Origin of the sequence: Pseudomonas sp. ok272, assembly GCF_900109995.1 — a bacterium.
GTDB lineage: Bacteria > Pseudomonadota > Gammaproteobacteria > Pseudomonadales > Pseudomonadaceae > Aquipseudomonas.
Window position 1 is genome coordinate 109541 of record NZ_FOCB01000003.1, and the last position, 21110, is coordinate 130650.

Here is a 21110-nt window from a genome sequence, read left to right on the forward strand (position 1 = left end):
GTCGTTACTGCGTGGTGGCCTTCAAGCCTGCCAGCAACAACCGCTGGTACAGCTCTTCTTTCAGGCCGTCGGGCTTGGTCAGCTTCATCCGCTCAAGATGCGCCAGGTAGTCGGACGGCTCCGGCGCGTCCAGCGCAGCCTTGCCCAATTCCAGGATCTCGCTGAGCTTGAACTTGCTCTTGAGCCAGTTCAGTGCGCGCAATATATCCCGCTCCTGCGGGGTGAAATCACTGCCCAGCGGATACTCCGGGAACAACGGCCGATGACGGGCGGCAATCCCCTGCAGACGCTGGGGCGTGTTGTCGGCAAAGCGCGGATCAAGGGCGAAATCCTTCGCCAGCTTGCCGGCCTTCTGCGCCTGCTCGATCAAGCCTGGCTGGAAGCGCGAGTCACTGATGTTGAGCAACGCCTCGATCACCTTGGCATCGGTCTTGCCCCGCAGGTCGGCAATGCCGTACTCGGTGACCACGATGTCGCGCAGGTGCCTGGGAATGGTGCAGTGACCGTATGCCCAGACGATGTTGGAACTGACATCCCCTCCCGACTCACGCCAACTGCGCAGGATCAGAATCGAACGCGCGCCCTCCAGCGCATGGCCCTGGACCACAAAATTGTATTGCCCGCCCACCCCGCTGAGCACGCGGCCGTCTTCCAGCTGATCCGCCACCCCGGCCCCCATCAGGGTCACGGTGAACGCGCTGTTGATAAACCGCGCATCCAGGCGCTGCAAGCGCTTGAGCGCTTCCTGGCCATACAGCTCGTTGATGTAGCTGATGGCGGTCATGTTGAATTCAGCGAGTTTTGCGTGGGGCAAATCCCTTAGACGCTGGTAGAAACTGCGCGGCCCGAGGAAGAATCCGCCGTGCACCGACACCCCGTCCTGGCGGGCCGCTTCGTCCAGCGTACCGGCGTTGGCCTGCTGCTGCAGCTCGACGCTGGGGTAGACCTTGCGGCGCACGATCCCGGCATCGGACAGCGCCAGCAGGCCGTTGACGAACATTTCGCTGCAGCCATAAAGCCCCTTGGCGAAGGGCGCCACACCGCCTTCACGGCTGATCAGCGGGGCCCACTGGTGCACGTCGAGGTCGGTCAGCAACGCGCGATAGCCGTCGTTGTCGGCCTGGCGGGCGAGCAAGGCGGCCGTCAACGCATCGCCCATGGCGCCAATGCCGATTTGCAGGGTGCCCCCGTCGCGCACCAGGGTGCTGGCATGCAGGCCAATGAAGTGATCCTGCAGGCCGACCGGCATGTTCGGCGTGGAGAACAGCGTGCGGGTCTCCTGCTCGTCGATCAGCAGGTCAAAGATCCCACGCTCCACTTGCGCGTCACCGGGCATGTACGGCAGGTCGCGGTGGACCTGGCCGAGCAGCAGGATGGTGTCCCCGGCGGCCCGGCGCTTGGCGATCATCGGCAGCAGATCGAGGGTGATGTCCGGGTTGCAGCTCAGGCTCAGTCGCTCGGGCTGCAGGGGATCATGGGCCACCAGTTGCGCCACCAGGTTCAAGCCGGCGGCGTTGATATCCCGGGCAGCGTGGCTGTAGTTGCTGCAGACGTAGTCCTGCTGGGCGGACTCGCTGTGCAGCAGGCTGCCCGGCTGCATGAAGAATTGTTCGATATGAATGTTGGGCGGCAAACGGTCGCGATGCAGGTCAGCGAGGTAGTCCAGTTCCGGGTAATCGCCGAACACACGTTCGATGAACGGCTCAAGAAAGCGCCGCTGCAGGCCATCGCCCAGCGCAGGGCGCCCCAAGCTCAAGGCGGTGTACACCGTCAATTGGCGCTCGGGCAACTGGGCGATACGCCGGTAGAGCGCGTTGACGAAGCGATTGGGCTTGCCCAGCCCCAGCGGCATGCCGAGGTGAATATGCGCGGGCAAACGGGCGAGCACGTCATCGACGGCTTGCTCGATTGAAACGGACTGCATCATCAGACTTCTCCCGACCCAGCCATCAATGGCGATAGGTCGAGCTTGCCGGGTCTTGCCGGTCATGACCAGCCTTGAGGTCAAATTTCAGGTACAAAAAAGCCGCTCGAAAGCGGCTTTTTCGCTGCAGATGTGCGCTTATTTCAAGCCGGACATCTTCTCGATCGCACCCTTCAACTCGTCATCCGAGCAGTCGGAGCAGGTGCCTTTTGGCGGCATGGCGTTCAGGCCAGTGATCGCCTTGGCCAGCAGGCCGGACAAACCGCCCTGGTGATCGGCACGGTCTTTCCAGGCCGCGCTGTCACCGATTTTCGGTGCGCCCAGCAGGCCAGTACCATGGCAAGCGTTACAGTGTTTGGCAATCACCTCATCAGGGGTTTTCGCGCCACCGCCACCTGCCGAAGCAACGACGTCCATGCCCTTGCATTCCTCACCCTGAACGCAAACCTTACCAACGGGTTCAAGGCGTTTAGCGATATCGTCGGACGTCGTCGCCTGGGCGCTGGTAGCCCACAGGGCCAATACGGTTGCTGGTACGGCCAGCATTTTCATAATTAGGTTCACGCGTTCACCCTCAATGGTGGCTAGTCACGCCCACGGCCACGGTTCGCAGGCGGGCGCAAGTATAGCGGTTAGCCCGCCACACGGAAACAACCCTAAACTCCAAGGGGTATTGAGTGATGGCGAAAATACCGCTCGGGCACCTCGCAAAGTCTTGCCGGGCGCCTTTTTTATTAAAAATTCGCCGGGGTCGCTGCGCTGATTAGCCGCGCCGGGGCATCAAACGGGTTACGGAAGCGATGGGGCTTAGTGCTTTCAAAATAGTAGCTGTCACCGGCTTCGAGGACGAATGTCTCCAGCCCGACCACCAGTTCCAATCGCCCTTCAAGCAGGATCCCGGTTTCTTCGCCCTCGTGGGTGAGCATCTCTTCGCCGGTATCGGCGCCCGGCGGGTAGATCTCATTGAGGAAGGCGATGGTGCGGCTCGGATGGGCCTTGCCGACCAATTTCATGGTCACGGCGCCGTCAGAGATATCAATCAGTTCGTTGGCTTTATAGACAATTTGCGTCGGGTTCTCCTGGAGGATCTCCTCGGAAAAGAACTCGACCATGGACATGGGAATGCCGCCAAGCACCTTCCTCAGCGAACTGATGGAGGGGCTGACACTGTTTTTCTCGATCATGGAAATGGTGCTGTTGGTGACACCCGCGCGTTTGGCGAGCTCACGCTGGGACAGACCTTTGAGTTTACGGATCGATTGCAGTCGTTCGCCGACGTCCAATGCATTAGCCTCCCAGGATTCAAGTGGTGTCGATAGTGAGCGTTATCATGGCGACAGCGTTCAGTATTTACAACACTTGAGCCCCCCGGTGCCGCAAACCCGGGCGGCTTGCTGGCACGCCTGCGGCCTATCAGCCCTCGTTGTAGAGCCGTGGCACTCGCTTGAGGTTGCAGAAAATCTGGTAAGGAATCGTGTCTGCCGCAGCGGCGATGTCACTGGCCAGGATGTTTTTGCCCCACAACTCGACCGTCGAACCCAGGCCGGCGTGCGGTATGTCGGTCAAGTCGATGCACAGCATGTCCATCGATACCCGGCCCACCAGTTGGCTGCGCTGCCCGGCCACCAGCACCGGCGTGCCGGTCGGGGCCTGGCGCGGGTAACCGTCGGCATACCCCATGGCGACCACGCCAATGCGCATTGGCCGTGGGGTGATGAATTTGGCGCCATAGCCCACCGGCTCGCCAGCCGGCAGTTCACGCACGCTGATGACTTTCGATTCCAGGGTCATCACCGGCTGCAAGCGAGCGGCGACGGCGTTGGCTTCTTCGAACGGGGTCGCGCCGTACAGCATGATGCCCGGACGCACCCAATCACTGGGCACCTGCGGCCAACCGAGCAATGCCGGCGAGTTGCGCAGGCTGACTTGCGCCGACAACCCTTTGCGGGCGGCTTCGAACACCGCGACCTGCTCGATGGCACTGGTGCTGTGCAATTCGTCGGCACGGGCAAAGTGGCTCATCAGCACGATCTTCGCGACCTTGCCGCAGGCCAGCAGGCGCTGATACGCCGCCTGATAGTCCGCCGGGTGCAGGCCGACCCGGTGCATGCCCGAGTCCAGCTTGAGCCAGACCGTGATCGGCTTGCTCAGCGGCGCTTTCTCGATCGCTTCGAGCTGCCACAGCGAGTGCACCACGCACCACAAGTCGTGCTCGACAATCAACGCCAGCTCATCCGCCTCGAAGAAGCCTTCCAGCAGCAGCACCGGCGCACGAATGCCCGCCGCCCGCAGCTCCAGGGCCTCTTCGATGCAGGCCACGGCGAAACCATCCGCCTCGGACTCCAGCGCCATGGCACAGCGCACCGCGCCATGCCCATAGGCATCGGCCTTGATCACCGCGAGGGCGCGAGCCCCCGAGACTTCTCGGGCCAGTTGATAGTTGTGACGCAGGGCTTGAAGATCGATCAGGGCACGAGCAGGACGCATGACGGCAGCCTTCTGGGCGGGCTTGGGGGAAGAAAAAACCGGCACTGGCTGGCGGGGTTAACCACCCGCAGCACCGGGAGAGGGATCGTTGTTAAGGCAGGGCTGCCACGACCGACAGCTCAACCAGGATTTCCGGTTCGCACAGCTTCGACTCGACGGTCGCGCGGGTCGGGGCGACACCTTTTGGCAGCCACGTGTCCCACACCGCGTTCATGCCTTCGAAGTCGGCGTCGATGTCCCTGAGGTAGATCGTCACCGACAGCAGGTGTTCCTTGTCGGTACCGGCCAGGTCCAGCAAACGCTCGATATTGGCGAGGGTTTCGCGGGTCTGCTGTTCAATCCCGGCGCTCATGTCATCGCCGACTTGCCCTGCCAGGTACACAGTACCGCCGTGAACGACGACCTGGCTCAAACGCTCATTGGTGAGCTGGCGCTGGATTGACATGTTTTGCGGACTCCTGGGTAGTGTTGCCGTAACGGGAAATATCGAGGCCTTCGGCGCTGATCTGCGGGGTTTTCTTGGCCATCAGGTCCGCCAGCAAGCGACCGGAGCCACACGCCATGGTCCAGCCGAGCGTGCCATGACCGGTGTTCAGGAACAGGTTCTTGAACGGGGTGGCGCCGACAATCGGGGTGCCGTCCGGGGTGGTGGGACGCAGGCCGGTCCAGAAGCTGGCTTGCGCCAGATCGCCGCCCTGAGGATAAAGATCGTTGACGATCATCTCCAGCGTTTCGCGCCGGCGCGGGTTCAGCGACAGGTCAAAACCGGCGATCTCGGCCATGCCGCCGACACGGATGCGGTTGTCGAAACGGGTGATCGCGACCTTGTAGGTCTCGTCGAGAATGGTCGAGGTCGGGGCCATCGCCGGGTTGGTGATCGGCACGGTCAGCGAGTAACCCTTGAGCGGGTAGACCGGGGCCTTGATGCCCAGCGGCTTGAGCAACTGCGGCGAGTAGCTGCCGAGCGCCATGACGTAGCGGTCGGCGGTTTCCAGCTTGCCGTCGATCCACACACCGTTGACCCGGTCACCGGCATAGTCGAGACGTTGGATGTCTTGCTCGAAGCGGAACTCCACGCCCAGTTTCACGGCCATTTCGGCCAGGCGCGTGGTGAAGATCTGGCAGTCGCCAGTCTGGTCGTTCGGCAGGCGCAGGGCACCGGCGAGGATGTCGGTAACGTTGGCCAGGGCCGGTTCGACGCGGGCAATGCCGGCGCGGTCGAGCAGCTCGAACGGTACACCGGACTCCTTGAGTACGGCGATGTCCTTGGCCGCGCCATCGAGTTGCGCCTGGGTCCGGAACAGTTGGGTCGTCCCCAGCATGCGGCCTTCGTAGGCAATGCCGGTTTCGGCGCGCAATTCGTCGAGGCAGTCACGGCTGTACTCGGACAGGCGGACCATGCGCTCTTTGTTCACCGCGTAGCGGCTGGCGGTGCAGTTGCGCAGCATCTGCGCCATCCACAGGTATTGATCGATGTCGGCGGTGGCCTTGATCGCCAGCGGCGCATGGCGCTGCAACAGCCACTTGATGGCCTTGAGCGGCACGCCCGGTGCGGCCCACGGCGAGGCATAGCCCGGCGAGACTTGCCCGGCGTTGGCAAAGCTGGTTTCCATGGCAGCGGCTGGTTGACGGTCGACGACGGTCACTTCAAAGCCGGCCCGAGCCAAATAGTAGGCACTGGCGGTACCGATTACGCCGCTACCCAAGACCAGAACGCGCATTTTTAATCCCTCATCGCGGCTTCACCGCTGACGTTTGTTGTTCAGAGCACAGATGGGCGCAGTGTAAGAAAGATTAGCCAGTGCTTTTCACTATATAAGCACCTATATTTGGCGACAATTCTCGGCAAAACCCCTTTTCACGGAGGAGCATCCCCTATGCGCACCAACACTCAGACCAAACGTGAGCTGGACAAGATCGACCGCAACATCCTGCGCATCCTCCAGGCGGACGGGCGGATTTCATTCACGGAGTTGGGGGAAAAGGTCGGCCTGTCCACCACGCCCTGCACCGAGCGGGTGCGGCGCCTGGAGCGCGAAGGGATCATCATGGGCTACAACGCCCGGCTCAATCCGCAGCACCTCAAGGGCAGCCTGCTGGTGTTCGTCGAGATCAGCCTGGACTACAAGTCCGGCGATACCTTTGAAGAGTTCCGCCGCGCGGTGCTGAAGTTGCCGCACGTGCTGGAGTGTCACCTGGTGTCGGGGGATTTCGACTACCTGGTGAAGGCGCGGATTTCCGAGATGGCGTCATACCGCAAGCTGCTGGGCGATATCCTGCTCAAGCTGCCCCATGTGCGCGAATCCAAGAGCTACATCGTGATGGAAGAGGTGAAGGAGAGCTTGAGCCTGCCGATTCCGGATTGAGAGTGGCGGTGCCTGCTGTGGCCTCATTCGCGAGCAGGCTCGCTCCCACAGGTAGGGTGTTGCGGGTGGGCGCGAGCCTGCTCGCGACCCCATCGACGCGTTAAACCAGGACCTGCCGGTTCGATGCCATGTACTCGAACACCTGCGCCTCGACCTGCGGGTGGATCAACTCCACCGGCCCCCGGCCATTGGGGCACGGCAGGGTCTTGGTGGTGCCGAACAGGCGGCAGATCAGCGGCCGCTCTTCATACACGGTGCAACCGTCGGGGCCCAGGTGGACGCAGTTGAGCTCGTCCATGGCGGCGTCCTGTTCGGCGCGGGTCTTGCGCGGCAGGCGCGACATTTCTTCCGGCGAGGTGGTCACCGGCCCACAGCAGTCGTGGCAGCCTGGTACGCACTCGAACGAGGGGATTTGCTGGCGCAACGTGCGTACGGTCTGACGGTTGCAACTCATCGAAACGAATACCGGTAAGAGGAATGGCCACGATTGTGCCTTAAACCCCGCGAACCAGACAGCAACAGGCGACCAGTGTTGCCCGCGCCGGAAGGTCCGGCTTATGCTCCGTAAAATTTACTCAACACCCCAGCCTTCAGGATTGCCCATGACAGCCCGTGTCCAGCCGCCCGCCCAGAGCGACCACACCGCTTCCTACTACGCCGCCAGCAGCCTGCCGCAGCCGGTCCTTCCCGCGCTGCAAGGCGAGTTGCGGGCCGACGTGTGCGTGGTCGGCGGTGGCTTCTCCGGGCTCAACACCGCCATCGAACTGGCCCAGCGCGGCCTGAGCGTGGTGCTGCTCGAAGCCCACAAGATCGGCTGGGGCGCCAGCGGACGCAACGGCGGGCAGCTGATTCGCGGGGTCGGCCATGGCGTGGACCAGTTCAGCAACGTGATCGGCACCGACGGTGTGCGCCAACTCAAGCTCATGGGCCTGGAAGCGGTGGAGATCGTGCGCCAGCGTGTGGAGCAGTTCCAGATCCCCTGCGACCTGACCTGGGGCTATTGCGACCTGGCCAACAAGCCACGCGACCTGGAAGGTTTCGCCGAGGACGCCGCCGAGTTGCGCGAGCTGGGTTATCGCCACGAAACCCGGCTGCTGCAAGCTGACGAAATGCACAGCGTGGTGGGCTCCAACCGCTATGTCGGTGGCCTGATCGACATGGGTTCCGGGCACCTTCACCCGCTGAACCTGGCCCTGGGCGAGGCCGCCGCCGCGCAGCAACTGGGCGTGCAGTTGTTCGAGCAATCGGCCGTGACCCGCATCGACTACGGCCCAGAGGTCAAGGTCCACACCGCGCAAGGCACGGTCCGCGCCAAGACCCTGGTGCTGGGCTGCAACGCCTACCTCAACCACCTGAACCCCGAACTCAGCGGCAAAGTCCTGCCTGCCGGCAGCTATATCATTGCCACCGAGCCCTTGAGCGAAGCGCAGGCCCACGCCCTGCTCCCGCAAAACATGGCGGTCTGCGACCAGCGGGTGGCGCTGGATTACTACCGGCTCTCGGCGGATCGACGCTTGCTGTTTGGCGGCGCTTGCCACTACTCCGGACGCGATCCAGCCGACATCGGCGCCTATATGCGACCAAAGATGCTGGAGGTGTTCCCGCAACTGGTCGGCGTCAAGATCGACTATCAGTGGGGCGGGATGATCGGGATCGGCGCCAATCGCCTGCCGCAGATCGGTCGACTCGCGGACCAGCCGAACGTGTATTACGCCCAGGCCTATTCCGGCCACGGGGTGAATGCCACCCACCTGGCCGGCAAGCTGCTGGCCGAAGCCATCAGCGGCCAGCAAGGCGGCGGTTTCGACCTGTTCGCCAACGTGCCACACATGACCTTCCCGGGCGGCAAGCACCTGCGCTCGCCGCTGCTGGCGCTGGGGATGTTGTGGCATCGGATGAAAGAGTTGATCTGAAGGCCTGGCCGGCGAAGGGTTTAGGCGCTCACCCCACCATCAGATCCGCCAAAACGGCTTGAGCCCCTCCTCCCGCGCCTGTTCACGATTCAACCCGACATCGCGCAACTGCTCCGGCGACAGCTCGAGCAAGACCTTGCGTGTGTGCAGACGATGCCAGAACAGGCCCCAGCGGCCGAGGCAGGACGGGGCGTTGCGCAGACTCGCCGCGCGCCTGCCGTAGTCGCATCCCGCCTCCAGTTCCTGACGGTGTAACGTCAGCCGCACGTCGCTCAAGCCGTTCATTTTCAATGCTCCTGTTTACTTGGGTAGCCAGAGATTTCATGATGCGCGGGCAGGCAAAACCGTTACAGATTCAATCAACCTGTATTAACTCCATACAGATTTTCGATTTTAGCGACTGAATCGCGGTTTTTGGCCTGATCTGTACTGCTCCACCCGACTTCCCCCACCGAGGCTGCCCCATGACGCTCTACGTCAACCTTGCCGAACTGCTCGGCACGCGCATCGAGCAAGGCTTCTACCGCCCCGGTGACCGGCTGCCGTCGGTGCGGGCGTTGAGTGTCGAGCACGGCGTCAGCCTGAGCACCGTGCAGCAGGCTTATCGGCTGCTCGAAGACAGCGGGCTGGCGCGGCCAAAGCCCAAGTCCGGCTACTTCGTGCCCGTCGGCCGCGAGCTGCCGGAACTGCCGGCCGTGGGGCGACCCGCCCAGCGTCCGGTGGATATCTCCCAGTGGGACCAGGTGCTGGAACTGATCCGCGCCGTGCCGCGCAAGGACGTCGTGCAACTGGGGCGCGGCATGCCGGACGTGACCACCCCGACCATGAAGCCCTTGCTGCGCAGCCTGGCGCGCATCAGCCGGCGGCAGGACATGCCCGGCCTGTATTACGACAACATCTACGGCACCCTGGAGTTGCGCGAACAGATCGCCCGCCTGCTGCTGGACTCCGGCAGCCAGTTGAGTGCCAATGACCTGGTGATCACCACCGGCTGCCACGAAGCGCTGTCGGCCAGTATCCGAGCGATCTGCGAGCCGGGCGACATCGTCGCCGTGGACTCGCCGAGCTTCCACGGCGCCATGCAGACCCTCAAAGGGCTGGGGATGAAAGCGCTGGAGATCCCCACCGACCCGCTCACCGGGATCAGTCTCGAAGCGCTGGAACTGGCCCTGGAGCAATGGCCGATCAAGGCCATACAGTTGACCCCGACGTGTAACAACCCGCTGGGCTACATCATGCCGGAGTCACGCAAACGTGCGCTGTTGACACTCGCACAACGGTTTGACGTGGCGATCATCGAAGACGATGTGTATGGCGAGCTGGCCTACACCTACCCGCGACCGCGCACCATCAAGTCCTTCGACGAAGACGGCCGCGTGCTGCTGTGCAGTTCGTTCTCCAAGACCCTGGCGCCCGGCCTGCGCATCGGCTGGGTTGCACCCGGGCGCTATCTGGAGCGGGTGCTGCACATGAAATACATCAGCACCGGGTCCACCGCGCCACAGCCGCAAATCGCGATCGCCGAATTCCTCAAGGGTGGGCACTTCGAGCCCCATTTGCGGAGGATGCGCGCGCAATACCAGCGCAATCGCGACCTGATGCTCGACTGGGTCAGCCGCTACTTCCCCGCCGGCACCCGCGCCAGCCGCCCCCAAGGCAGCTTCATGCTGTGGATCGAGCTGCCGTCGAGCTTCGACACCCTCAAGCTCAATCGTGTGCTGCTCGATCAGGGCGTCCAGATTGCCGTGGGCAGCATGTTTTCGGCCTCGGGCAAGTACCGCAACTGCCTGCGCATGAACTACTCGGCCAAGCCGACGGCGCAGATCGAGGAGGCCGTGCGCAAGGTCGGGGCGGCGGCCACCCAGTTGCTGGCCGACACCCAGGACACGCCGTGAAGGCTCACGCCACCTGGCAGACCACCTCGACGGTGTCGTAGGCCGTGTGCGTCTCGCCAAGCGCGGTGGTGTCCAACTCAAGGTGACAGGGACGATCCGCCAGCATCACCTGCAATCGCACGACGCTAGGCGCATCCGCCAGGTACACCAAGCCGGCATCCACCACCGTGGTCAGGTACGCGTTGTGCTGGTCATACACCAACACGCCCTTGGGCACGGGTTCGCCGGCCGCTGTACGGACCATCAACATCAGCCGGCGCACCACCCCCACGCTGAAATCGAAACGCGGCACCGCCCCCCTTCCCGCCTCGACCTGTTGATAACCGTTGAGCACGTCAACGTTGCGCGGCAGGCTGACGGTGTCGAGTTCTATCCGGCTGGTCTGGTAGGCCGGCAAACTGGCCGCCACCGCTCGACCGCCAGCATCAGTCCAGACCGGGCCCGGCGGGGTGCTGATCTTGATCCCGGCGCCATCGCCGGCCTTGAGCAAGCCGAAGGTGTCACGCAACGGATAGGGCGAAGGCGTCACGCCCGCCTCATGCACCGCCAGACCGCCCCGCAGCGTCAGGTCGTGACTGCTGGCGCCATCACCTCGACGTGAATAACCCACATCCAGGCTGGTGTAGCGGGGCAAGGCGCTGAGCCGGCCATGGACATCGGTCTGACCATCGTCGAGGCGGTCGGCGCTGAGGCTGTACCCCAGGGTCTCGCTGATCTGTTCGGTGTAGCGGCCACCGGTGCGCAATCCACGCGATCCGTCGTGACGGCCGTACACACTCAGGCTGCGATTGCGCCCCAAGGGCAGGCTGAGACTGGCATAAACCCCCGTCCCACGGGCGTCTTCCTGGCTGTCGTGCTGCACGCTGAGGCCCAGCGTGGCGTCGCTGAACCGGCGTGACCATGAGAGGCCCAGGCGTGTCCGCGCCTGCCCGGCCTTCGTGGCATAGCGGGTAAACGTCGCGGTCGACGAACCCCATTGCGCATCGGCATGGCTCAGCGAGGCCCCCCACTGACGCTCGGCCCGCCGGATCAGATCATCGGACATCGACTCCAGATCGAGATCGGCCAAGTGTCGAAAGCCTTGGCTGCGTTGCCCGGCAGTCAGGCTGACGAACACGGCTGGGCCGAGCACCGTACTCAACATCGCTTGCCGCTCACTGCCCTGCCCGGCGTGTTCGGTGCGCGAGCTGAGCTGCTGAACGCTCAGCCGTGTGTTGCGCGCCAGCGCCTGCTCAATGCCCAAGCCCAGGGATTGATACCCGCCCGCGCCCATCAACCCGGTATTGGCCCGGGTCGCTGCCGTCCATTGCCAGTCCTTGCCGAGGGCAAAGAACGACGGTGCATCACGCTCATCACCGGCCAATCGCCGGACCTTGCCCGCCGCCAGCCCATAACCCAGCGGCGCCCCCAGGCTGACGGGCCGTAGATTGGCCGCCGGGACACGAAACTCGCGCTGCTCACCGCCCTCTTCAAAGACGCTGACCTCAAGGTCCAGCCGATGGCTGAGCAGGGGCAGGTCACGCAGGGTGAATGGCCCGGGAGGCACCAGCACGGTGTGGATCACCACGCCACTCTGGCGCACCTCGACCCGCGCCGAGGAATAGGCCAATCCTTGCACCTGCGGCTCGCCACCAGAGCCTTGGTCGTCCGGCTGCACCAGGGCCGTCTCGGGGACCAGTTGCACACCGAGGAAGGGCTCCCCGGCGAACAGCGACGATTGCAGGTTGAGCTGTCCCAGCTGGACGTTGGCCCCATACGCCTCCCAGGTCCTTGACGCCTGGGTGTACAGCGTCTCGAAACGCTCGACCCCCTGGAACGAGGTATAGTTCTGGCGACTGCGCACCACCCAGTCACCGGCATTGAATCCCAGCTCAGTGCCGAGGCCGCGATACTGGCTGGACTGCCCGAAAGCCGTGCTGTTCATCACCAGCGCATCGTAATTCAACAGCCCCGCCCGCCCCCCCGTGGCCCAGTTGCGCTGGACGGCTGCCGAGCCGAGCAAGCGATCCGTGGGTACGCGCAAACGCACCTGCTGCTGGCCCGGATCGAGTTCTACCGTGCTCCCGGGCAGTCCTTCGGCGACCGGCAAACAGTGCCGACTGTCGGCCCGACGTGACAGGTCAGGGAGCACGATCAACCGCGCCTGATCGAGCAACTCGGCGTCCAGGCACAATTGCCCCTCCTGATCGAAGGTCGCCAGCACTTGCCCCGACGGCACGCCGTTCACACTCACCGAGACACGACTTGGCCCGGCCGGGAAACGCGCGGCGCCACGAAAATGCTCGGCAATCGCCGGACTGATCCCACGCGCTTCGAGCACCGCGCGGTCGAACTCGGTCGCAGTCTCCCCAAAGCAGGCGCCGAGTGCGCTCACCCACAGGACACCCCCCCAGGCCCAGCACCAACGGTGACTACGGTCCACTACTGCAAACTCAGCGGCGCATCGTAGCTGTCCACCGCAAACCCGTAGGTGGTCGCCGGAAACAAGCGCACATGCGTCCCCAGGATCGACGGCGTATCGAGCACCAGCACTTCACCGGGCAGGACGTACGTGCGCCCCAGGTCCAGCACCACGCCACCGGGAATCAGGTTGACCGACTTCGCCAGCCTCACCACGTAGGGGCTGGGATTGCTCACGCGCACCTGCTTGCCTTGGGCCGTCCAGACCAGGCGCTGCCACGGCATGCGCTCCACGGGCAGGTTGGCGGGGCGCAGGATCACCGGAATGTTCTGCCGCACCCCCAGACTGATCCGGGCACCGTCGGCGCTTTGCACCGGTTTGATGCCTTCGAACACCACGCGTTTGAGTCGCTCGGTGATCAGCGGGCTGGCGCTGCGCAGGATGAAGCGAACCTGCTGGCTCTGGCCCGGCTCGACCCGCGCCACCGGCGGGTTGAGCACCAACAACGGCTCATCGTCCTCGGCGATGTGCTCAATGGCGCTGTACAGCAACGCCGGCTGATCGTCCGAGTTCTTCACGTTCAGCGTTGCCTCGCCCCGGCCTTCGTCGACCACCACCACCGGTGTTTCAGGGACCATCCCGGCCGCGTGGGCACTCGCCCCCAGGAACGACAGGCACAGCGAGACCGCGGCGCCCAGCGCCGGTAAACCCATTGGGAAATCCATGACAACCTCCGAAAGGCATCGACCAGGCGTTTCTCCACGCCGTATCGACGCCCATGACGCAATGGAAACCTGAGCGATCAGGGTCCGTTCAAGCCGGTCCCGTCACACCATCAGGAGAGTCAGAGGTAATACACATCGAAGGTGACCGAGCCGTCGAGATCGAACTCGTCGGTGGTCGGTGGCAAGTCATCCGTTGGGCGAATCGCCGCGACCACGTTCATGGGGAAGCTGTGCAAGCGCGCGGCGATAGGACCCGCCGCCACGCTTTGGCCCCAGGAATAGGACGTCGGCGCATTGCCCACCAGGCCATTGACCGAACCCCGCCACGTTGGATCGGCCGGCGTGCGCATCAGCAAGACGCGTGTCTGGCCATCGGTCATCGGCTGGCCACTGAGCAGGCCGAAACCGCCGATGCCGATACCCTGGGTGCTACCCAGGCCATAATAAAGTTCGCTGCCGCTGCGCCCGTTGAAGATCAGCCCCGGCACCTTGCTGGCGTTACGGTTGTCGGTCACCGCTATCTCCACCGGGGCGGGAGCGTCACAGGCGATATGCAGGCTGATCGCCCGTTGCGGTAGATCGGTTTGTGCAATGGGACTCAGGCTTGAGATCGAAATCCGCCCCAGGTCGACACGGTTGCCCCCGGCAAAGGACGGCAGGCATGAGGTCGGGATAATCGTGCCGGTAACGCTTAGATCAACACTGGAGGCCTGCACGGCCAGCGGCGCTAACACTGCAGTCAAAACACTCACACAGATAAACTTTTTCATAATCAACTACCTATAAATGGCTGAAAACATCAGGGCATGGAAGGCGAAGATAGACAGGAGGAAAACCGCCCTCCCCTGCGCCGCATGCCAGCCACATCTTTGCTGACTATGTAGGTTCAATCTGTAGGAATCAGGATCGCGAGTGATCAGTCATTCCGTAAAACACTGTGGCCTCTTACAGCCTGTTTCATATCACCTGACATACCGTCATCACCACGTCTTACAACGGTTATAGATCCCAGCGTCGCGCCGCAACCTTGCGCCACGGCCCGAGACGGCTCACGCCGCTTGCGCCTCCCCGAACGCGCCCTGGCGCATCAACAACAGCACCAGGCCAAACGCCCCCGCCGCCATCAACAGCGGCAAGGCATGCCCGCTGATCCATTGGCTGCCGGCACCGGCGGCCAATGGCCCGATCAGGCAACCGATGCCCCACAGTTGCGCGATGTGGGCGTTGGCCCGGACCAGTGCATCGTCGCGGTAGCGCTCGCCGATCAAGATCAACGACAAGGTGAACAGGCCCCCGGCGCTGGCGCCGAACAGCACCCACAGCGGCCAGATCAGTACGGTATCGAGCAGCAGCGGGATCGCCAGACTGGACAGCATCAGGATCACCGCACACCCGGAAAACAAGGTACGTCGCGACACATAGTCCGCCAGCGCGCCGATTGGCAGTTGCAACAGGGCATCACCGACCACCACGGTGCTGACCATCGCCAGGGCAATGTCCGTGGTGAACCCCTGTTGCAGGCAGTACACCGGCAGCAGGGTCAGGATCATTGCCTCGAAGGCCGCGAACAACGACACCGCCCAGGCAATCGCCGGCAGGCCACGGCAAAAGGCCAGCAAGTCGCTTAACGTCACGCTCATGGCTTCACTGCTGGGCGCACCGGTACGCCCCAGGAGCAGCAAGGGTGCGCTCACCAGCAACGCCACACCGACCCAGAAGCCGATATCGTTGTCGGTGCCCAACACGCCCAGCAGCAACGGCCCGGACAGCTGGCTCAGGGCATACGTGCAGCCATACAACGCCACCAGGCGGCCACGCCATTGCTCGACCACCAACTGGTTGATCCAGCTTTCACCGAGGATGAAGATGATGGTCAGGATGACCCCGATCATCAGGCGCAACACCAGCCAGACCGGGTAGCTGGGCAACAGCGCCAGCAAGCCGATGGAGATCGCCCCGGCCCACAGGCACAGGCGCATCAGATTGGCCGTGCCCAGGCGCGCCGCCAGGTGGCTGGAGACCTTGGCGCCCAGCAATACGCCAATGGCCGGCATGGCGGCCATTACCCCAATGGCAAACGAGCCGTAACCCCAGCTTTCCAGGCGAAACGACACCAACGGCATGCTGACGCCCAGCGCCAGGCCGACACTCAGGACAGATGCCAGGACGGCAAAATAGGTTGCCCAACGCATGTTCCACGCTCCAGTGGATATTTTTATCGGTGGCACAAAGCAATGTGGGAGCGAGTCTGCTCGCGAAGAGGCCATCCCATCCAACATGACTGTTGGCTGTTATACCGCCTTCGCGAGCAGGCTCGCTCCCACAGGGATCTGCATCAAGCCCCGGCTGACCGGGGCTTGATAGGGCTTACAGCTTGATCCAGGTCGCCTTCAGCTCGGTGTACTTGTCGAACGCGTGCAGCGACTTGTCGCGGCCGTTACCCGACTGTTTGAAGCCACCAAACGGAGCGGTCATGTCGCCGCCATCGTACTGGTTGACCCACACGCTACCGGCGCGCAGGGCCTTGGCGGTCAGGTGTGCCTTGGAGATGTCGTTGGTCCATACCGCAGCGGCCAGGCCATACGGCGTGTCGTTGGCGATCTGGACCGCTTCCTCGGCGGTGTCGAAGGCGATAACCGACAGCACTGGGCCAAAGATTTCTTCCTGGGCGATCCGCATGGCATTGCTCACGCCGTCGAAAATCGTCGGCTCCACGTAGGTGCCACCGGTTTCCTCGAGGATGCGCTTGCCACCCGCCACCAGCTTGGCGCCGTCGGCGTGGCCGGCTTCGATGTACGACAGCACGGTGTTCATCTGCTGGGTATCGACCAACGCACCCACGGTGGTCGCTGGGTCCAGCGGGTTGCCCGGCTTCCAGGTTTTCAGGGCCTCGATCACCATTGGCAGGAACGTGTCCTTGATCGAACGCTCGACCAACAGACGCGAACCTGCGGTGCAGACCTCGCCCTGGTTGAACGCGATGGCGCTGGCAGCCGATTCAGCAGCGGCTTGCAGGTCCGGGGCATCGGCGAACACGATGTTCGGGCTCTTGCCGCCGGCTTCGAGCCAGACGCGCTTCATGTTCGACTCGCCGGAGTAGATCAGCAATTGCTTGGCAATCTTGGTCGAACCGGTGAACACCAGGGTGTCGACATCGTTGTGCAGGGCCAGGGCCTTGCCCACGGTGTGACCGTAGCCCGGCAGCACGTTCAGCACGCCTTTGGGGATACCGGCTTCAACGGCCAGTTCGGCAATGCGGATGGCGGTCAGCGGGGATTTTTCGGACGGCTTGAGGATCACCGAGTTACCGGTCGACAGCGCCGGCCCCAGTTTCCAGCAGGCCATCATCAGGGGGAAGTTCCACGGCACGATCGCGCCAACCACACCCACTGGCTCACGGGTCACCAGACCCAGTTGGTCGTGCGGGGTCGCTGCCACTTCGTCGTAGATCTTGTCGATGGCTTCGCCGCTCCAGCTCAGCGCCTGGGCTGCACCTGGAATGTCGATGTACAGGGAGTCGCTGATCGGCTTGCCCATGTCCAGGGTTTCAAGCAGGGCCAGCTCTTCGGCGTGCTGGTTGAGCAGGCCGGCGAAACGAATCATGGTGGCCTTGCGCTTGGCCGGGGCCAGGCGCGACCAGGCGCCGGAATTGAACGTCGCGCGGGCGTTGTCCACGGCACGCTGGGCATCGGCGGCGTCACAGCTGGCAATCTTGCCCAGCAGACGGCCATCGACCGGGCTAATGCACTCGAAAGTCGCGCCAGAAACGGCATCGGTGTATTCGCCATTGATGTAGGCACGGCCTTCGATTTTCAGGTCGCGGGCGCGTTGTTCCCAGTCGGCACGAGTCAGGGTGGTCATACGAGTGTCCTCCTCTTATTGAATACGAGCGCCACGCAATCTAGGCAGGCACCGTCATAAATTCTGCCCGGCCAGCCAGCAAATCGGCCCACGGCAGCCGCCACCCTAAACCAGCCGCCTATGAAGTTTCAATATATTTGACACAAGGTCGCTAAACGACCTTGCGATGTGCATTTTAATAAACATAGACTCGGCACTTTTCAGCCACTCACGCCGTAATCATGGGGGATAACAACAATGAACATCCACGACGTCGTCGACTTCAGCCAAGCCACGACAGAACCTGAACGCTACCGCCCGGACCCTGCCAAAGTCCTCCAGGGCGATCCCGAGCAAACGCTCTACAACCACTACGCCAGCCCTTGCGGGCAGCTCAATGCCGGTGAGTGGGAAGCCGAAGTTGGGCAGTGGACCGTCAGCTTCAGCGAGCACGAGTATTGCGAAATCCTCAAAGGCGTTTCGGTGCTGCGTGACAGCGAAGGCAACGCCAAGACCCTACGGGCCGGCGACCGCTTCGTGATCCCGGCCGGCTTCAAGGGCACCTGGGAAGTGCTGGAGCCGTGCCGCAAGGTCTACGTGGCGTTCGAGCAAAAGTAGTAGATATGTACCGCACGGGGTGTCGCACGCGGGAGGACTATCGAACCCGCCATGCCGGGTATTTCGCTCAATCGAAATGGATTTAGCCTGCCTGGCATAGGGTTCTTATCCCACGTACTGCAAGGAGGCAACATGCCTGACACCCCAGATCAATGCGACATCACGATCGCTCAATACACCGTTGGCCAACGGTATACCCCTCAGTTGCTGCAAGAGGTGCGCGCCCTGGCCAATGGTGCTCCCGTCCGGGTTACCGGGCCCCGCCATGCATCAGACCGCAAGCGCGTCCCGCGTCGAATCAGCCTGCTGACCAATGCCGACAACATCATTGTCAGCATCCAGTGCGGCTGAAGCGCCGAACTTTTCCCGGGACCAACGAAAAAGGCCCGTATCTCGCGATACGGGCCTTTTTCTTGGAGGAAAAATCAATTACTTGATTTTGCCTTCCTTGTAGATCACGTGCTTACGAACAACCGGATCAAATTTCTTGATCTCGATTTTGTCCGGGGTAGTACGCTTGTTCTTGTCGGTAGTGTAGAAGTGACCAGTACCGGCGCTCGAGATCAAACGAATCAATTCACGCATGATAAAGCTCCCTTAGATCTTGCCAGCTTTGCGGATTTCGGCCAGCACGACAGTGATGCCACGCTTGTCGATGATACGCATGCCTTTGGCAGATACGCGCAGACGTACAAAACGTTTCTCTTCTTCAACCCAGAAGCGGTGATGCTGCAGGTTCGGCAGGAAACGACGACGGGTTTTGTTGTTTGCGTGGGAAATGTTATTCCCAGTCACCGGACCCTTACCGGTAACTTGACAGACTCTCGACATGCCTCAGCCCTCTAAAACCACATGCCCAACCCGGCATGGGTTGGCCGCTTAATCTCTCAGTCATTTGGCGCCAGGCGCCGCGTTTCTTTAAGGGTCTTACCGGCTACACCTACAGTGAAGGAACCGGGCCCCTAGAAAAGAGCGCTGCTTTATACCAGAAAGACTCAATAGCAACAACTATCGGTGTGAACAGACTTTTCAAAAACCCCGGATTTACGGCGCCAGATGCCATGGACAAAGGCTGTCAATGGCAGCGACCGCTCGTCGCAGAGCTTCGACTGAGACCTGCGCTCGATCGATTTGCCCACGCCACTCTACGCCGATTCGTGCGGCGCGGAACGTCCCACCAGGCAAAAAATGCCGACTGGAGGGTAAATTGGGATAGTCATTTGCAATCAGGGCCACTAGGGTAAGCCTTTTCCAGACTGCACTCGCAGATGAGCCTCCGATCGGCAAAGGAATCCACCCATGCGCCTCGCTGTCCTACCGCTGTTGCTCGCCCCACTCTTGTTGAGCTCGCAGGCCATGGCCGTCGCTCTGAGCGTTTGCACCGAGGCCAGCCCGGAAGGGTTCGATGTCGTCCAGTACAACTCGCTGACCACCACCAACGCGTCCGCCGATGTGCTGATGAACCGCCTGGTGGACTTCGATACCGCGAGCGGCAAGGTCGTGCCCAGCCTGGCCGACAGCTGGGACGTCTCGCCGGATGGCCTGAGCTATGTGTTCAAGCTTCACCCCCAGGTGAAATTCCACCGCACCGACTACTTCAGCCCGACCCGCGAGTTGACCGCCGAGGACGTGAAGTTCAGCTTCGAGCGCATGCTCGACCCGGCCAACCCCTGGCACACCGTCGCACAAAGTGGCTTCCCGCACGCTCAATCGATGCAATTGCCTGCACTGATCAAGAGAATCGACGCACTTGACCCGTTGACCGTGCGCTTCACCCTGGACCACGCCGACTCGACGTTCCTGGCGACCCTGAGCATGGGCTTCGCCTCGATCTACTCCGCCGAATACGCCAACCAGTTGATGAAGGCCGGGACGCCCGAAAAGCTCAACAGCCAGCCCATCGGCAGCGGGCCGTTTGTCTTCGGGCGCTTCCAGAAAGACGCCTCGATTCGCTACAAGGCCAACCGCGACTACTTCGCCGGCAAACCCGCAGTGGACACCCTGATCTTCGCGATCACCCCCGACGCCAACGTGCGCTTGCAGAAACTGCGGCGCAACGAGTGCCAGATCGCCCTGTCGCCCAAGCCGCTGGACGTCCAGGCCGCCGCGTCGGAGCCGACCCTCAAGGTGCAGAGCACGCCTGCGTTCATGACCGCCTTCGTCGCCATCAACAGCACCCACCCGCCGCTGGACAAGCCAGAAGTGCGCCAGGCCATCAACCTGGCATTCGACAAGGACAGCTACCTCAAGGCCGTGTTCGAAGGCACCGCCCAGGCCGCCAATGGACCGTATCCGCCCAACACCTGGAGCTACGCCAAGGACCTGCCGGGCTACCCGAGGGACCTGGGCAAGGCCCGCACGCTGCTGGCCAAGGCCGGCCTCAAGGATGGCTTCAAGACCACCATTTGGACCCGTCCTTCCGGCAGCCTGCTCAACCCCAACCCGAGCCTGGGCGCGCAGTTGTTGCAGGCCGACCTGGCCGAGATCGGCATCCAGGCCGAAATCCGCGTGATCGAATGGGGCGAACTGATTCGCCGCGCCAAGGCCGGCGAGCACGACCTGCTGTTCATGGGCTGGGCCGGCGACAACGGCGATCCGGATAACTTCCTCACCCCGCAGTTCTCCTGCGCGGCGGTCAAGTCCGGCACCAACTTCGCGCGCTACTGCGACCAGGCCCTGGACAAGCTGATCAGCGCGGGCAAGACCACCACCGAGCAAGGCGTGCGCAGCAAGCTCTACGAACAGGCGCAGGCACAGATCCAGCAGCAGGCGCTGTGGCTGCCCCTGGCCCACCCGACAGCCTTCACCCTGACGCGCAAAGACGTGCAGGGTTATGCGGTCAGCCCGTTTGGACGCCAGGACTACTCGAAGGTCAACTTCAAGTAATCCCCTAGTGTCCTGTCTCGGAAATAAGCTGTTCCCTTTTGACGGCACCTGTCGC

21 protein-coding genes are annotated in these 21110 nt (G+C 62.7%); 6 read left to right on the forward strand and 15 right to left on the reverse strand.

Features of this window, described 5'->3' with window-relative positions; genetic code table 11:
* Nucleotides 1–4: 4 nt before the first annotated feature.
* The 6 genes from BMW74_RS06145 to dadA form a co-directional block, all read right to left on the reverse strand.
* Nucleotides 5–1927 carry an acetyl-CoA hydrolase/transferase C-terminal domain-containing protein gene (locus tag BMW74_RS06145; RefSeq protein WP_093415136.1) on the reverse strand — a complete coding sequence of 641 codons (1923 nt, stop codon included), beginning with the start codon at nucleotides 1925–1927 and terminating at the stop codon, nucleotides 5–7.
* A 135-nt stretch (nucleotides 1928–2062) separates the two neighbouring features.
* The gene (locus BMW74_RS06150) at nucleotides 2063–2476 is read right to left on the reverse strand and encodes a c-type cytochrome (protein ID WP_093415138.1); all 414 of its coding nucleotides are present in this window, start codon (nucleotides 2474–2476) and stop codon (nucleotides 2063–2065) included.
* 182 nt (nucleotides 2477–2658) lie between these two features.
* Entirely contained in the window at nucleotides 2659–3207 is a 549-nt protein-coding gene (locus tag BMW74_RS06155) for a cupin domain-containing protein (protein WP_093415140.1), read from the reverse strand.
* 130 nt (nucleotides 3208–3337) lie between these two features.
* The gene (gene alr, locus BMW74_RS06160) at nucleotides 3338–4411 is read right to left on the reverse strand and encodes an alanine racemase (RefSeq protein WP_093415143.1); all 1074 of its coding nucleotides are present in this window, start codon (nucleotides 4409–4411) and stop codon (nucleotides 3338–3340) included.
* Between the two features lie 91 nt (nucleotides 4412–4502).
* Nucleotides 4503–4856 carry a RidA family protein gene (locus BMW74_RS06165; protein WP_093415146.1) on the reverse strand — a complete coding sequence of 118 codons (354 nt, stop codon included), beginning with the start codon at nucleotides 4854–4856 and terminating at the stop codon, nucleotides 4503–4505.
* Nucleotides 4828–6132 carry a D-amino acid dehydrogenase gene (dadA, locus tag BMW74_RS06170; RefSeq protein ID WP_093415149.1) on the reverse strand — a complete coding sequence of 435 codons (1305 nt, stop codon included), beginning with the start codon at nucleotides 6130–6132 and terminating at the stop codon, nucleotides 4828–4830. The genes BMW74_RS06165 and dadA overlap by 29 nt, the downstream gene beginning before the upstream one ends.
* 156 nt (nucleotides 6133–6288) lie before the next feature.
* Between dadA and BMW74_RS06175 the strand changes: the two genes are divergently transcribed.
* Nucleotides 6289–6777, forward strand: coding sequence for an Lrp/AsnC ligand binding domain-containing protein (locus BMW74_RS06175; RefSeq protein WP_003177284.1), 489 nt, complete (start codon nucleotides 6289–6291; stop codon nucleotides 6775–6777).
* Nucleotides 6778–6877: 100 nt separating this feature from the next.
* Here BMW74_RS06175 and BMW74_RS06180 read toward each other — a convergent pair whose 3' ends face one another.
* Nucleotides 6878–7231: a YkgJ family cysteine cluster protein gene (locus tag BMW74_RS06180; protein WP_093415152.1), complete on the reverse strand. Its 354-nt coding sequence runs from the start codon at nucleotides 7229–7231 to the stop codon at nucleotides 6878–6880.
* 148 nt (nucleotides 7232–7379) lie between these two features.
* Between BMW74_RS06180 and BMW74_RS06185 the strand changes: the two genes are divergently transcribed.
* Complete coding sequence (locus BMW74_RS06185; protein WP_093415155.1) at nucleotides 7380–8690, forward strand: NAD(P)/FAD-dependent oxidoreductase; 1311 nt, start codon at nucleotides 7380–7382, stop codon at nucleotides 8688–8690.
* Between the two features lie 39 nt (nucleotides 8691–8729).
* Here the strand turns inward: BMW74_RS06185 and BMW74_RS06190 are convergent, their stop codons facing one another.
* Nucleotides 8730–8975 (reverse strand): DUF1127 domain-containing protein, encoded by a 246-nt coding sequence (locus tag BMW74_RS06190; RefSeq protein ID WP_093415158.1) that lies wholly within the window; start codon nucleotides 8973–8975, stop codon nucleotides 8730–8732.
* 179 nt (nucleotides 8976–9154) lie between these two features.
* On the opposite strand from BMW74_RS06190, the gene BMW74_RS06195 reads away from it, so the two are divergent.
* A complete protein-coding gene (locus BMW74_RS06195; RefSeq protein WP_093415161.1) occupies nucleotides 9155–10585 on the forward strand; it encodes an aminotransferase-like domain-containing protein in 1431 nt (476 codons plus the stop codon).
* 4 nt (nucleotides 10586–10589) lie between these two features.
* On the opposite strand, the gene BMW74_RS06200 is transcribed toward BMW74_RS06195, so the two are convergent.
* The 5 genes from BMW74_RS06200 to BMW74_RS06220 all read right to left on the reverse strand — a co-directional run bounded on the left by BMW74_RS06200 (nucleotide 10590) and on the right by BMW74_RS06220 (nucleotide 17572).
* Nucleotides 10590–12959, reverse strand: a complete 2370-nt coding sequence (locus BMW74_RS06200) for a fimbria/pilus outer membrane usher protein (protein WP_256562536.1) — start codon at nucleotides 12957–12959, stop codon at nucleotides 10590–10592.
* Between the two features lie 47 nt (nucleotides 12960–13006).
* Entirely contained in the window at nucleotides 13007–13711 is a 705-nt protein-coding gene (locus BMW74_RS06205) for a fimbria/pilus chaperone family protein (RefSeq protein WP_256562537.1), read from the reverse strand.
* A 119-nt stretch (nucleotides 13712–13830) separates the two neighbouring features.
* A complete protein-coding gene (locus BMW74_RS06210; RefSeq protein WP_256562544.1) occupies nucleotides 13831–14463 on the reverse strand; it encodes a DUF1120 domain-containing protein in 633 nt (210 codons plus the stop codon).
* A gap of 297 nt (nucleotides 14464–14760) precedes the next feature.
* On the reverse strand, nucleotides 14761–15903 hold the full coding sequence (locus BMW74_RS06215) for an MFS transporter (protein ID WP_093415173.1): 1143 nt from the start codon (nucleotides 15901–15903) through the stop codon (nucleotides 14761–14763).
* A 175-nt stretch (nucleotides 15904–16078) separates the two neighbouring features.
* Entirely contained in the window at nucleotides 16079–17572 is a 1494-nt protein-coding gene (locus tag BMW74_RS06220; RefSeq protein WP_093415179.1) for an aldehyde dehydrogenase, read from the reverse strand.
* Between the two features lie 237 nt (nucleotides 17573–17809).
* On the opposite strand from BMW74_RS06220, the gene BMW74_RS06225 reads away from it, so the two are divergent.
* A complete protein-coding gene (locus BMW74_RS06225; protein ID WP_093415183.1) occupies nucleotides 17810–18169 on the forward strand; it encodes a cupin domain-containing protein in 360 nt (119 codons plus the stop codon).
* 132 nt (nucleotides 18170–18301) lie between these two features.
* On the forward strand, nucleotides 18302–18520 hold the full coding sequence (locus BMW74_RS06230; protein ID WP_093415186.1) for a peptidase inhibitor: 219 nt from the start codon (nucleotides 18302–18304) through the stop codon (nucleotides 18518–18520).
* Nucleotides 18521–18598: 78 nt separating this feature from the next.
* Here BMW74_RS06230 and rpmG read toward each other — a convergent pair whose 3' ends face one another.
* Nucleotides 18599–18754, reverse strand: coding sequence for a 50S ribosomal protein L33 (gene rpmG, locus BMW74_RS06235; RefSeq protein ID WP_007894709.1), 156 nt, complete (start codon nucleotides 18752–18754; stop codon nucleotides 18599–18601).
* Nucleotides 18755–18766: 12 nt separating this feature from the next.
* A complete protein-coding gene (gene rpmB, locus BMW74_RS06240; protein WP_007894701.1) occupies nucleotides 18767–19000 on the reverse strand; it encodes a 50S ribosomal protein L28 in 234 nt (77 codons plus the stop codon).
* A 468-nt stretch (nucleotides 19001–19468) separates the two neighbouring features.
* On the opposite strand from rpmB, the gene BMW74_RS06245 reads away from it, so the two are divergent.
* Nucleotides 19469–21055 (forward strand): ABC transporter substrate-binding protein, encoded by a 1587-nt coding sequence (locus BMW74_RS06245; RefSeq protein WP_093415189.1) that lies wholly within the window; start codon nucleotides 19469–19471, stop codon nucleotides 21053–21055.
* The last annotated feature ends 55 nt before the right edge of the window (nucleotides 21056–21110 follow it).

Coding starts and splice junctions, on each gene's coding strand:
- BMW74_RS06145 (WP_093415136.1), bottom strand. CDS start 1,927: ATGATGCAGTCCGTTTCAATCGAGCAAGCCGTCGATGACGTGCTCGCC.
- BMW74_RS06150 (WP_093415138.1), bottom strand. CDS start 2,476: ATGAAAATGCTGGCCGTACCAGCAACCGTATTGGCCCTGTGGGCTACC.
- alr (WP_093415143.1), bottom strand. CDS start 4,411: ATGCGTCCTGCTCGTGCCCTGATCGATCTTCAAGCCCTGCGTCACAAC.
- BMW74_RS06165 (WP_093415146.1), bottom strand. CDS start 4,856: ATGTCAATCCAGCGCCAGCTCACCAATGAGCGTTTGAGCCAGGTCGTC.
- dadA (WP_093415149.1), bottom strand. CDS start 6,132: ATGCGCGTTCTGGTCTTGGGTAGCGGCGTAATCGGTACCGCCAGTGCC.
- BMW74_RS06175 (WP_003177284.1), top strand. CDS start 6,289: ATGCGCACCAACACTCAGACCAAACGTGAGCTGGACAAGATCGACCGC.
- BMW74_RS06180 (WP_093415152.1), bottom strand. CDS start 7,231: ATGAGTTGCAACCGTCAGACCGTACGCACGTTGCGCCAGCAAATCCCC.
- BMW74_RS06185 (WP_093415155.1), top strand. CDS start 7,380: ATGACAGCCCGTGTCCAGCCGCCCGCCCAGAGCGACCACACCGCTTCC.
- BMW74_RS06190 (WP_093415158.1), bottom strand. CDS start 8,975: ATGAACGGCTTGAGCGACGTGCGGCTGACGTTACACCGTCAGGAACTG.
- BMW74_RS06195 (WP_093415161.1), top strand. CDS start 9,155: ATGACGCTCTACGTCAACCTTGCCGAACTGCTCGGCACGCGCATCGAG.
- BMW74_RS06205 (WP_256562537.1), bottom strand. CDS start 13,711: ATGGATTTCCCAATGGGTTTACCGGCGCTGGGCGCCGCGGTCTCGCTG.
- BMW74_RS06215 (WP_093415173.1), bottom strand. CDS start 15,903: ATGCGTTGGGCAACCTATTTTGCCGTCCTGGCATCTGTCCTGAGTGTC.
- BMW74_RS06220 (WP_093415179.1), bottom strand. CDS start 17,572: ATGACCACCCTGACTCGTGCCGACTGGGAACAACGCGCCCGCGACCTG.
- BMW74_RS06225 (WP_093415183.1), top strand. CDS start 17,810: ATGAACATCCACGACGTCGTCGACTTCAGCCAAGCCACGACAGAACCT.
- BMW74_RS06230 (WP_093415186.1), top strand. CDS start 18,302: ATGCCTGACACCCCAGATCAATGCGACATCACGATCGCTCAATACACC.
- rpmG (WP_007894709.1), bottom strand. CDS start 18,754: ATGCGTGAATTGATTCGTTTGATCTCGAGCGCCGGTACTGGTCACTTC.
- rpmB (WP_007894701.1), bottom strand. CDS start 19,000: ATGTCGAGAGTCTGTCAAGTTACCGGTAAGGGTCCGGTGACTGGGAAT.
- BMW74_RS06245 (WP_093415189.1), top strand. CDS start 19,469: ATGCGCCTCGCTGTCCTACCGCTGTTGCTCGCCCCACTCTTGTTGAGC.